The sequence below is a fragment of the Salmonella sp. 3C genome, assembly GCF_025426275.1.
GTDB lineage: Bacteria > Pseudomonadota > Gammaproteobacteria > Enterobacterales > Enterobacteriaceae > Salmonella > Salmonella enterica.
Genome location: NZ_CP104858.1, coordinates 4,013,997 through 4,026,523, shown reverse-complemented (window position 1 = coordinate 4,026,523; position 12,527 = coordinate 4,013,997). Strand labels below are relative to the sequence as shown.

The following is a 12,527-nucleotide window of genomic DNA, read 5'->3' as shown; positions in this document are numbered from 1 at the left end:
CGATACAGCAAACACTCTCAACAGGATTTCTCCGGCAATGCAATCACTACAACGTAAAGTTCTGCGTACTATTTGTCCCGATCAAAAAGGCCTTATCGCGCGGATTACCAACATTTGCTATAAGCACGAGCTTAATATTGTGCAAAACAATGAATTTGTGGACCATCGCACCGGACGCTTTTTTATGCGGACCGAGCTGGAAGGCATCTTCAATGATTCCACTCTCCTGGCCGATCTGGATAGCGCCTTACCGGAAGGCTCTGTTCGTGAACTCAATCCCGCCGGACGCCGTCGGGTAGTGATTCTGGTTACCAAAGAGGCGCATTGTCTGGGCGACCTGCTGATGAAAGCCAACTATGGCGGGCTGGATGTTGAAATCGCCGCGGTCATTGGCAACCATGAAACGTTACGCTCGCTGGTTGAACGTTTTGAGATCCCTTTCGAACTGGTCAGCCATGAGGGATTAACGCGTGAAGAGCATGACACGAAGATGGCGGACGCCATTGATGCCCATCAACCGGACTATGTAGTGCTGGCCAAGTATATGCGTGTTTTGACGCCAGGTTTTGTGGCGCGCTTCCCGAACAAAATTATCAATATCCACCACTCATTCCTGCCGGCGTTTATCGGCGCGCGTCCTTATCATCAGGCCTATGAGCGCGGCGTGAAAATCATCGGCGCTACCGCGCACTATGTGAATGATAATCTGGATGAAGGCCCAATCATTATGCAGGACGTGATTCACGTCGATCACACCTACACCGCAGAAGATATGATGCGTGCCGGGCGCGACGTTGAGAAAAACGTATTAAGCCGCGCGCTGTATCAGGTTCTGGCACAGCGAGTCTTTGTTTACGGCAATCGGACGATTATTCTTTAATCGTCAGTAATATGAATTGATTAGCTTTAATCCGTTACGGATGAAAAGTACGCAAACAGTTCATTTCAGGCAAAGGAATGCTTTACAGCGGCGTGTCATTTGATATGATGCGCCCCGCTTCCCAAAAGGAAGCGGGCCAGTATTAAGCATTACCCCGTGGTGGGGTTCCCGAGCGATCATAAGGGAGCTGACTACAAATCTGCCGTCATCGACTTCAAGGTTCGACTCGAGCAATAGTGAGAGAACGTTGCCGCAGGCAACGGCCCGAAGGGTGAGGAGCTTTAGCTCCGAATAATCCTTCCCGCTATAGAATGCAAGCAGCATAATGAATTTATCCCGTGGTGGGGTTCCCGAGCGGCCAAAGGGAGCAGACTGTAAATCTGCCGTCATCGACTTCGAAGGTTCGAATCCTTCCCCCACCACCATTATTCACTACAGCGATGTAGTTAACTCGATGAGCAATGCAGAAGTCTGCACTTGTCGGGGAAGGGTGAGAACCCTCGATTAAGGTTCGACTCGAGCGAAAGCGAGAGAACGTTGCCAACGGCAAAGGCCCGTAGGGTGAGGAGCGAAGCGACGAATAATCCTTCCCCCACCACCATCTTCAAGCTTTACCTACAATTTGAATTACCCCTGGTGGGGTTCCCGAGCGGCCAAAGGGAGCAGACTGTAAATCTGCCGTCATCGACTTCGAAGGTTCGAATCCTTCCCCCACCACCATCACTCCCGTCGCGTATCTTATCCCCGCTAAGCACAGTGCCTTATATCTCTCTGTACGGGAAGGATGAGAAGCTTCGACTAAGGTTCGATTCGAGCGTCAGCGAGAAAGCGTTGCCGCAGGCAACGACCCGAAGGGCGAAGCGCGCAGCGCTGAGTCATCCTTCCCCCACCACCATCACTTCCGTCGCGTATCTTATCCCCGTTAAGCACAGTGTCTCATATCTCTCCGTACGGGAAGGATGAGAAGCTTCGATTAAGGTTCGATTCGAGCGCAGCGAGAAAGCGTTGCCGCAGGCAACGACCCGAAGGGCGAAGCGCGCAGCGCTGAGTCATCCTTCCCCCACCACCATCACTCCCGTCGCGTATCTTATCCCCGTTAAGCATAGTGTCTCATATCTCTCTGTACGGGAAGGATGAGAAGCTTCGACTAAGGTTCGATTCGAGCGAAAGCGAGAAAGCGTTGCCGCAGGCAACGACCCGAAGGGCGAAACGCGCAGCGCTGAGTCATCCTTCCCCCACCACCATGACTTCATAAGGCACCAATTTCAAATCAATCAGCACTGCCCCGTATCCTTACCCCACAGGCAGACTTCACACCATGGCGCCATAGCTTATTGGCTATCTTATCAATACTTCTTCCTGGCAATCTTTTTCGCCTCCTTTGACTGGTTGATTTTTCGCCTGATGAGATCAAAGGCGGCATATGTCTCGCTAAGTTGATCTGGGGTAAGCGTTCCCTTGAGTCGGTTTCTTTCGGCAATGAGCGCTGAACAATCATCCTTAGATTTTTCCGTATATATACTTGCCATGTAATACCAAATATAGGCCTGCTTATTATCTTTAGGCACCCCCTGGCGCCCATGAGCATAAATTTCCCCAAGCGCTAATTGTGCCGGAGTAAACCCCTGCTCTGCCGCTTTAAGGTACCACTTCAGCGCATTCCGGCTATTTTCAGGCACGCCTCTTCCCGTGCTATATGCTACGCCAAGCTGATATTGCGCTTTCGCAAAATCCTGTTTTGCTGCTTTTCGATACCATGCGATAGCCTGTCTGTCGCTTTGCGCGACGCCGCGACCAAAAGCAGACATGATGCCCAGATGCGTTTGCGCAGCAGGCAGTCCCTGGCGTGCGGCTTTGCGATACCACGCCAGCGCCTGTTGGTAGTCCTGAGATACGCCCTCACCCTGCATAAACATCACGCCGATCGCATCCTGCGCCTCGGCCAATCCTTGCGCTGCGGCTCTGCGATACCACTCCAGCGCCAGGTTGTGATCTTTCAATAAGTGATAACCGTTGTAATACCATACGCCAAAATTGTACTGTACCTTTGCCATCACGCGTTGCGCTGTTTTTCGATACCACGTCTGAGAGTGAACCTGGTCAGCGGGATGCGCTTTATCATAGAGCGCATTCAGCGGAATGTGGCCTGGCGTATAGCTGCTTGGTATACCTTCATTAAGCCAGTAAACTGCCTGACGATAATCCTGAGGCACGCCTTCACCATAAAAATAGGCAACACCGAGATAAAGTTGCGCGGGGTAGTACATATTTTCCGCCGCTTTACGCATCAAGATCGCCGTTTGCTGATAATCCTGAGGGACGCCCTGACCGTGGGCGTACATTACTCCAAGCTTAAATTGTGCTGACGAAGCTGAACCCTGGCCGCGGACAACGCCCGCATCATTGGTTGGAGAGGCGGCTTTTCGATACCACTCCAGCGCTAGCTGGGTATTTTGGGGAAACCCATCGCCATACATATAGGCGTCACCGAGGATTTCTTGCGTACTACTATCCCCTAGCTCTGCCGCCTTGCGATACCACTCCAGCGCTTTTTGTCGACTAAGTGGAAAATTTTCACCATAGTTGTAATGATAGCCAAGGATGAAATAGGAAAAATCAGAACCTTGTTTACCCGCTTTCTCCAGCCATTTTATGGCTAGTTTATAATCAGGCTTAACATATCGCCCCTCCGCATACCAGCTTCCAAGCGCGAACTGCGCGCTTTCATCTCCTTGTTCCGCTTTTTGCTCTAATTCCTGAACGTACTGGCATTCTTCTGAGTCGGGGGGATAGCGCTCCTCGCAGACAGCAGAGTGAGCCATTTTTGAAATAAATATATTTAATATTATTATTTTGAAAATTGATGAAAAACGCATACAACTATCCTTATTGTCGTTTATGGCGTGATTATATGCTGCATCATCCTTTTTCTGCTTACAAAAAACTCGCACAGATGCTGAATAAACTCAGAAACAAAGAGTCCGGATTCAGATGCCAGACATGGCAGATCCGCTGTAAACGAAACAAGGCGGCGGTCGATAAGGCATTTATGCCGCACTCCGGCAAACAGCCATAAAAAAACTCCGCCGAAGCGGAGTTTAGGGCATCGAGAGAAAATCAGTGACGTGCACGAACAATCTGGTATTTGCGGGTCAGGTACTCGACCGGCACGCTCCAGATATGCACCAGGCGCGAGAATGGGAATAACAGGAACAGCGTCATCCCCAGTACCAGGTGCATACGGAAGATAAAGGCCACACCGTCCAGATGTGCGGATGCGCCACCGTGGAAGGTCACAACTGACTGCGCCCACCCGACCAGCTTCATCATTTCACTCCCGTCCATATGCTGGGCGGAAAACGGAATGGTCAGCAGGCCCAGCGCGCACTGAATCACCAGCAGCGAGAGAATCAAAATATCTGCGCCGGTAGTGGTGGCGCGGACACGTGGGCTAAACAGACGACGCTTGAGCAGTAAAATACCGCCAACCAGTGTCAGCACGCCGCAGGCGCCGCCGGCAATCATCGCCATCTTCTGCTTCACGTCGACCGGCAGAAAAGCTTCATACATCCAGTGCGGCGTTAACATGCCCAGGAAGTGACCGGCGAAAATACCCAGAATCCCAATGTGGAACAGGTTTGACGCCAGGTTCATTCCTTTGCGATCCAGCATCTGACTGGAAGCCGCCCGCCAGGTGTACTGGCCGTAGTCGTAACGTAACCAGCTACCGATCAGAAATACCGATCCGGCAATGTACGGGTAGATATCAAAGAAGAACATATTCAGGAAGTGCATTAGTGCTGTCCTCCGGTGGTGATATTCAGATATTGCGGTGCCACGGCCCCGGCAAAACGACGCTGGTGAGCGGAGATTTCCGACTCACCACACCCTTGATCGGCGAAGAATTTCACCTGCTCTTCTTCCCAGACCGCATCCAACGCCTGCGGGGTATCATCACGTGCTTCATTCGCAATTTTTTCAGCCACTTTATCGCTGTCGATAACGGTATTCGCCAGTTTTAACAGCAGATCGAACAGCACCGCATAACGGCTGTCACGCTGTTGCAAACGTGCGCTGAGCAGCGCCAGAATCGGCGCGATATCCTGTAAACCCCCTAACGCTTCGCTTTTCGGCAATTGCGCAAGGTATTCCAGATACAGCGGCAGATGATCGGGAAGTTCGCGACTGTCGAGCTGCAAACCGTGCTGCTCATACTGTGCCATCAGGTCAACCATCGCCTGACCGCGATCGCGGGATTCCCCGTGTACATGTTCAAACAGCAGCAGCGATGTGGCGCGACCACGGTCAAACAGTTCGCTATAAGCGGCCTGTACATCCAGCAGGTCCTGCGCGGTTAAATCGCGCAGGAAAACGCCCAGAGTCTGGGCATCCTCTTTCTCCAGGTTCTCAGATGACGCGAGCGCATCGAACAACTCCTGCTGATGCTGCCACAGGGCAGCATCCGGGTACTCGAGCAGACGCGAAACAATGACGAGTTCAATCATGCGTGCGGCTCCGTTTTGCTGGTCACATCAACAGCGTCGATGCGGCGGCTGTTGAACAGATTGAATTTGGTATCAGACCCGTGGCAACCATCGCCGAAGGTAAAGCCACAACCGCTTTTCTCCGGGAATGCGTCACGCGCCAGTTCACGATGGCTGCTCGGCACCACAAAGCGATCTTCATAATTAGCAATTGCCAGGTAACGATACATTTCCTGCGCCTGGGCTTCGCTTAAACCCACCTCTTCCAGCGCGCGGGTATCCACTTTACCGTCTACGGTTTCCGCACGTTTGTAGTGACGCATCGCCAGCATCCGTTTCAGCGCCAACAGTACCGGCTGAGTGTCGCCAGCGGTCAACAAATTCGCCAGGTACTGCACCGGGATACGCAGACTGTCTACATCCGGCAGAATACCGTTGCTGCCCAGTTCACCCGCGTCGGCGGCAGACTGAATCGGTGACAAAGGCGGCACGTACCAGACCATCGGCAGCGTGCGGTATTCCGGATGCAGCGGCAGCGCCAGCTTCCAGTCCATCGCCATTTTGTATACTGGCGATTGCTGCGCCGCATCGATCACGCTCTGCGGCACGCCGTCCTTCAGCGCCTGCTCAATGACAGCCGGATCGTTCGGATCGAGGAACACGTCCAGTTGACGCTGGTACAGATCTTTTTCGTTTTCCGTACTGGCGGCGCTTTCAATGGCATCGGCGTCATACAGCAGTACGCCAAGATAACGGATACGGCCCACGCAGGTTTCCGAGCAAACAGTCGGCTGACCCGCTTCAATACGCGGATAGCAGAAGATGCATTTTTCAGATTTGCCGCTCTTCCAGTTGAAGTAGATCTTCTTGTACGGGCAGCCGGTAATACACATCCGCCAGCCGCGGCACTTGTCCTGGTCGATCAGCACAATGCCGTCTTCTTCACGCTTGTAGATGGCACCGCTTGGGCAGGTCGCCACGCACGCCGGATTGAGGCAGTGCTCGCACAGGCGCGGCAAGTACATCATGAAGGTGTTTTCGAACTGGCCGTACATCGCCTTCTGCATGTTTTCGAAGTTCTGGTCTTTGGCGCGTTTTTCGAACTCGCCGCCCAGAATCTCTTCCCAGTTTGGCCCGCTGGTAATTTTGTCCATCCGCTGGCCGGTAATCAGCGAGCGCGGACGCGCGATCGGCTGATGTTTGCTGCCTTCCGGCGCGGTATGCAGGTTCTGGTAGTCGTAATCAAACGGCTCGTAGTAGTCGTCGATGCCCGGCAGATGCGGGTTAGCGAAGATTTTACCCAGCAGCAGCGCCCGGTTGCCCATGCGCGGCTGTAGTTTGCCGTTGATTTTGCGGATCCAGCCGCCTTTCCATTTTTCCTGATTTTCCCAGTCATTCGGAAAACCAACGCCAGGCTTACTTTCTACGTTGTTGAACCACGCGTATTCCATACCTTCGCGACTGGTCCAGACGTTTTTACAGGTGACTGAACAGGTATGACAGCCGATGCACTTATCGAGATTCAGCACCATGCCGACTTGTGAACGAATTTTCATTTTACGCTCTCCTGTACCTGGTCATTGCCTTCGCCATCCAACCAGTTAATGTTCTTCATCTTACGTACCACCACAAACTCATCGCGGTTGGAGCCGACGGTACCGTAGTAGTTAAAGCCGTAGGCTAACTGCGCATAGCCGCCGATCATATGGGTCGGTTTCGGCGTAATGCGCGTCACCGAGTTATGAATACCGCCGCGCTGCTGGGTAATTTCCGACCCCGGCAGGTTTACGATACGTTCCTGCGCGTGGTACATCATGGTCATGCCCGTCGGTACACGCTGGCTGACCACTGCGCGTGCGGTCAATGCGCCGTTGCTGTTGAAGACTTCGATCCAGTCGTTATCTTCAATGCCCAGATCTTTGGCGTCGGTTTCGCTCATCCATACAATCGGGCCGCCACGCGACAAGGTCAGCATCAACAGGTTATCGCTGTAGGTCGAGTGGATACCCCATTTCTGGTGCGGCGTCAGGAAGTTGAGCGCCTTCTCCGGATTACCGTTGGATTTACGCCCCATCACCGCTTTCACCGAGCGGGTGTCGATCGGTGGGCGATACACCAGCAGACTTTCGCCGAAGTCGCGCATCCACTGGTGATCCTGATACAACTGTTGACGACCAGACAGCGTACGCCACGGGATCAGCTCGTGAACGTTGGTATAACCGGCGTTATAAGAAACATGCTCATCTTCCAGACCAGACCAGGTCGGGCTGGAGATAATTTTGCGCGGCTGGGCCTGAATATCGCGGAAGCGGATTTTCTCTTCTTCTTTATTGGTTGCCAGATGCGTATGGTCGCGACCGGTAAACTCGCTCAGCGCCGCCCAGGCTTTCACCGCCACCTGACCGTTGGTTTCCGGCGCTAACGTCAGGATCATCTCTGCCGCGTCAATCGCCGTGTTGAGCATCGGCTGGCCTTTCGCCGGACCGTCCGCTTTGGTGTAATTGAGCTTACGCAGCAAGTCCATTTCGCTCTGCGTGTTCCAGGCAATCCCTTTCCCGCCGTTGCCGATTTTCTCCATCAGCGGGCCGATAGAGGTAAAGCGTTCGTAAGTCGCCGGGTAATCGCGCTCAACGGTCATGATGTGCGGCGCGGTTTTCCCTGGAATCAGATCGCATTCGCCTTTTTTCCAGTCTTTCACGTCCAGCGGCTGCGCCAGTTCAGCGGCAGAATCGTGCTGGATCGGCAGCGTCACGACGTCAGTCTCTTTACCCAGGTGACCTACACAGACTTCGGAGAATTTCTTCGCAATGCCTTTGTAGATTTCCCAGTCGCTTTTCGATTCCCAGGCCGGATCTACGGCGGCAGACAGCGGATGAATAAACGGATGCATATCCGAGGTATTCATATCGTCTTTTTCATACCAGGTGGCGGTCGGCAGTACGATATCGGAGTACAGGCAGGTGCTCGACAGGCGGAAGTCCAGCGTCACCACCAGATCCAGTTTGCCGTCCAGGCCATTGTCACGCCACTCCACTTCTTCCGGCTTCACACCGCCCTGTTTACCCAGATCCAGCCCCTGAATACCATGCTCAGTACCCAGCAGATATTTCAGCATATACTCGTGACCTTTACCGGAAGACCCAAGCAGGTTTGAACGCCAGATGAACAGGTTACGCGGGTGGTTTTTACCGTTTTCCGGCTGCTCGGCGGCAAAGCGAATCGAACCCTCTTTCAGGGATTTGACGGTATAATCTACCGGCGTCATACCGGCTTTTTCCGCTTCACGCGCAATATACAGCGGGTTGGTACCTAACTGCGGTGCCGACGGCAACCAGCCCATACGCTCGGCGCGCACATTGAAGTCAATCAGATGGCCGCTATAGCGGGATTTGTCCGCCATCGGCGACAGTAATTCCTCGGCGGTCACCGTCTCGTAGCGCCACTGGCTGGAGTGGTTATAGAAGTAAGAGGTGCTATTCATGTGACGCGCCGGACGCTGCCAGTCAAGGGCAAACGCCAGCGGCTGCCAGCCGGTCTGCGGACGCAGTTTTTCCTGGCCGACGTAGTGCGCCCAACCGCCGCCGCTCTGACCAACGCAACCACAGAACACCAACATATTGATCAGCCCGCGATAGTTCATATCGAGGTGATACCAGTGGTTCAGACCGGCGCCAACGATAATCATTGAACGCCCGTGCGTTTTGTCCGCGTTATCGGCGAACTCCCGTGCGATACGGATGATCTGCGCCCGCGGCACGCCGGTGATCTGCTCGGCCCATGCTGGCGTATACGCTTTGGTATCATCATAACTGGCGGCACAATTTTCATCGTTCAGGCCGCGTTCCAGACCATAGTTCGCCATGGTCAGGTCATACACGGTGGTGACTAACGCTGAAGAACCATCGGCCAGTTGCAGACGTTTTGCCGGCAGTTTATGCAGCAGGACGTTATCCAGCGCCACATGATTAAAGTACTCTGAACCCTCGCCGCCGAAATACGGGAAGCCCACGTCAGCAATCTCATCCTGGCTGCCCAGCAAGCTGAGCTGCAATTCAGTTTCTGCACCGGTAGTCCCGTCGCGCTGTTCGAGGTTCCATCTGCCTTTTTCGCCCCAGCGGAAACCAATTGAACCGTTTGGCGCCACCATTTCACCGTTGCTGTTGATAGCGACGGTTTTCCATTCCGGGTTATTTTCCTGCCCCAGCGAATCAACGAGATCGGCAGCGCGCAGCATACGACCTGCGGCATAATAACCATCACGCTCTTCAAGCATCACCAGCATTGGCATGTCGGTATAGCGACGGACATAATCGGTGAAGTACTGGCGCGGGTTGTCGAGGTGGAACTCGCGCAGCATGACGTGGCCCATCGCCAGCGCCATCGCCGCATCGGTCCCCTGCTTCGGCGCCAGCCACAGATCGCACAGTTTGGCGATTTCAGCATAGTCCGGCGTCACCGCGACGGTTTTAGTGCCTTTGTAACGTACTTCGGTAAAGAAGTGGGCATCCGGCGTACGGGTTTGCGGCACGTTAGAGCCCCAGGCGATAATATAGCTGGAGTTGTACCAGTCAGCGGATTCCGGCACGTCGGTCTGCTCGCCCCAGGTTTGCGGGGAGGCTGGCGGCAGATCGCAGTACCAGTCGTAGAAGCTCAGGCAGGTACCGCCAATCAGTGAAAGATAACGTGCGCCGGAAGCGTAGGAAACCATCGACATCGCCGGGATGGGTGAGAAGCCCGCGACGCGGTCAGGGCCATAGGTTTTCACGGTGTACACGTTGGAAGCGGCGATCAGTTCGTTCACTTCCTGCCATGAGGAGCGAACAAAGCCGCCACGACCACGCGCCTGTTTGAAGCTTTTGGCTTTATCGGCATCTTCAATGATGGAGGCCCATGCCTCTACCGGATCGCGATGCAGTTTTTTCGCCTCGCGCCACATCTTCATCAGACGTTTGCGCATCAGCGGATATTTCAGTCGGTTAGCGCTGTAGAGATACCAGGAGTAGCTTGCGCCGCGCGGGCAGCCGCGAGGTTCATGGTTTGGCATATCGGGACGGGTGCGTGGGTAATCGGTTTGCTGTGTTTCCCAGGTCACCAGACCATTTTTGACATAAATTTTCCAGCTACAAGAACCGGTGCAGTTCACCCCATGGGTTGAGCGCACAATTTTGTCATGCTGCCAACGTTGGCGGTATCCGTCCTCCCAGTCCCGGTTTGTTTCGAGAAGCTGGCCGTGCCCATCGGCAAAGGTTTCGCCCTTCTGCTTGAAGTAGCGAAACCGGTCCAGGAATTTACTCATCGGGTTTCTCCTGTGTGGAACCTTACGGCTCTCTGATAAATCGACATTGCTTAACTAAGGGCGAAGGTAACGCGCTGAATGGGCGTGAGAATTGATAACGATCAAGGCGGACAGGGATGCAAATGGCGCGCAAACCTCCTGCATACTCCTTTTGGAGGAGGAGTTTTATTTATATATATTACTGATTTAATTGCATAAAATTAAATTTACGCACAAATTGAATGTTAAATTTTCAACAAGTGGGTATTAAGGGGTATCCCCCTGGATGACCGATAAAAATGTGCGTGGTCAGCCCTGTCGCGCCTCTCTTCTTGACTATAAGTATGTTGTAACTAAATACAGGTAAAAAAAAGCGCGGTCTAACGCCGCGCAAAGGATAATCAAAAATTACTTTTTATTTTTAGAATGACGTCCATATACCGCCCAGGTAATAACGACGCAGGCGATATAGAAAATAAGAAAGACTTTCATCGCGCCGACTGGAGAACCAGTTAATGCTAAAGATGAACCAAACGCTTTCGGAATAAAAAAGCCGCCAATCGCGCCAATCGCGGAAATAAAGCCCAGCGCCGCCGCCGTATCGGTCGCCGCTTCACGCATGGCTCTTTCGTCCGACCCGCCTTCCGCTTTAACCCGGCCCATCGTCAGTTTACGGAAGATAACGGAGATCATCTGGAAGGTAGAGCCACTCCCCAACCCCGCCGTCAGAAATAGCGCCAGAAATACCCCGTAGAACGCGATAAAGCTACCTCCAACGCCGCCAGTAGGTAATGTCAGGAACAGCAGACCGCTGAAAATCGCCATCAGGACAAAGTTGATAAGCGTGACGCGAGTCCCCCCCAGACGGTCAGAAATTGCGCCGCCTGCCGAACGCGCCAGCGCGCCGATAAACGGACCGAAAAACGCATAATGCAGGATCTGCACATCCGGGAATTGTGTTTTAGACAGCATAGCGAACCCCGCGGAGAAACCGATAAACGATCCGAAGGTCGCCAGATACAGCAGACTCATGATCCACAGATGACCACGTTTGAGCACCGGCAGTTGCTCTTTTAGCGAGGCCTTAGACGTCGCCAGTTCGTTCATGCCGAACCACGCCGCCAGCGTAAAAATGGCCAGGAAAGGCACCCAAATCCAGGCTGCGTTCGCCAGATAGAGCTGAGAACCGTCCGGCTGCTCTACACCGTGGCTGCCAAAGGCGGCAAAGATAGAGAGCGAAACCACCAGCGGCGCAACCAGCTGCATCACACTCACGCCCATATTGCCCAGACCACCGTTCAGACCCAGCGCGCCGCCCTGCTTTTGTTTAGGAAAGAAAAAGCTGATGTTCGCCATACTGGAGGCAAAGTTCGCGCCGGCAAAACCACACAGCAAGGAAATAATAATGAAAGTGCTAAATGGCGTACTGGTATCCTGAACGGCAAAGCCTAACCATACGCAGGGCACGATGAGGATACCGGTACTGAACGCTGTCCAGCGACGTCCGCCAAATAGCGGCACCATAAAGGAGTAAGGCACCCGTAGCAGCGCGCCGGAAACAGATGGCAGCGCAGTCAACATAAAGAGCTGATCGGTCGTAAAATTAAATCCCACTTTCGGCAGGTTCACCGCCACTGCGCTGAATAGCATCCAGACGCAAAACGCCAGCAGTAAACACGGGACAGAAATCCACAAATTACGGCTGGCGACACGATGGCCGTGCTGCTGCCAGAATGCCGGATCTTCCGGACGCCATTCCGTGATAACAGCGCCAGTTGCCCTTTCCGGGGCGGATGAGTGACTCATAGACACCTCTGATTCTTGATTTGATGTCTGCCACATTAGGGTTTACTGCCGAAGGTAAGTTGATATAAATCAAAGGAAAAGT

Annotated in this window: 7 protein-coding genes, 2 tRNA genes and 5 other RNA genes; 8 read left to right on the top strand and 6 right to left on the bottom strand. The window is 53.5% G+C overall.

Annotated features, from left to right (window positions below):
* Positions 1–37 precede the first annotated feature (37 nt).
* From purU to N7E69_RS19390, 8 genes are all read left to right on the top strand, one after another.
* Complete coding sequence (purU, locus tag N7E69_RS19425; protein WP_001191156.1) at positions 38–880, top strand: formyltetrahydrofolate deformylase; 843 nt, start codon at positions 38–40, stop codon at positions 878–880.
* Positions 881–1,049: 169 nt separating this feature from the next.
* A non-coding RNA gene (locus N7E69_RS19420) (RtT sRNA) lies at positions 1,050–1,190 on the top strand.
* Between the two features lie 30 nt (positions 1,191–1,220).
* A tRNA-Tyr gene (locus tag N7E69_RS19415) sits at positions 1,221–1,305 on the top strand.
* A gap of 44 nt (positions 1,306–1,349) precedes the next feature.
* Positions 1,350–1,481: non-coding RNA, RtT sRNA (locus tag N7E69_RS19410), on the top strand.
* Between the two features lie 34 nt (positions 1,482–1,515).
* A tRNA-Tyr gene (locus N7E69_RS19405) sits at positions 1,516–1,600 on the top strand.
* Positions 1,601–1,643: 43 nt separating this feature from the next.
* A non-coding RNA gene (locus N7E69_RS19400) (RtT sRNA) lies at positions 1,644–1,775 on the top strand.
* A gap of 43 nt (positions 1,776–1,818) precedes the next feature.
* Positions 1,819–1,949: non-coding RNA, RtT sRNA (locus N7E69_RS19395), on the top strand.
* A 43-nt stretch (positions 1,950–1,992) separates the two neighbouring features.
* Positions 1,993–2,124: non-coding RNA, RtT sRNA (locus N7E69_RS19390), on the top strand.
* Positions 2,125–2,226: 102 nt separating this feature from the next.
* On the opposite strand, the gene N7E69_RS19385 is transcribed toward N7E69_RS19390, so the two are convergent.
* From N7E69_RS19385 to narK, 6 genes are all read right to left on the bottom strand, one after another.
* On the bottom strand, positions 2,227–3,756 hold the full coding sequence (locus N7E69_RS19385; protein WP_001212720.1) for a tetratricopeptide repeat protein: 1,530 nt from the start codon (positions 3,754–3,756) through the stop codon (positions 2,227–2,229).
* 241 nt (positions 3,757–3,997) lie between these two features.
* Positions 3,998–4,675, bottom strand: a complete 678-nt coding sequence (gene narI / locus N7E69_RS19380; RefSeq protein ID WP_000545594.1) for a respiratory nitrate reductase subunit gamma — start codon at positions 4,673–4,675, stop codon at positions 3,998–4,000.
* Positions 4,675–5,385, bottom strand: coding sequence for a nitrate reductase molybdenum cofactor assembly chaperone (gene narJ / locus N7E69_RS19375; RefSeq protein WP_000571673.1), 711 nt, complete (start codon positions 5,383–5,385; stop codon positions 4,675–4,677). Before narJ ends, narI begins: the two co-directional genes overlap by 1 nt.
* Positions 5,382–6,920, bottom strand: coding sequence for a nitrate reductase subunit beta (gene narH, locus N7E69_RS19370; protein ID WP_000702615.1), 1,539 nt, complete (start codon positions 6,918–6,920; stop codon positions 5,382–5,384). The genes narJ and narH overlap by 4 nt, the downstream gene beginning before the upstream one ends.
* Positions 6,917–10,660, bottom strand: coding sequence for a nitrate reductase subunit alpha (locus N7E69_RS19365; RefSeq protein ID WP_000032897.1), 3,744 nt, complete (start codon positions 10,658–10,660; stop codon positions 6,917–6,919). The genes narH and N7E69_RS19365 overlap by 4 nt, the downstream gene beginning before the upstream one ends.
* Before the next feature lie 387 nt (positions 10,661–11,047).
* Positions 11,048–12,445 carry a nitrate transporter NarK gene (gene narK, locus N7E69_RS19360; protein ID WP_108610899.1) on the bottom strand — a complete coding sequence of 466 codons (1,398 nt, stop codon included), beginning with the start codon at positions 12,443–12,445 and terminating at the stop codon, positions 11,048–11,050.
* Positions 12,446–12,527 lie beyond the last annotated feature (82 nt).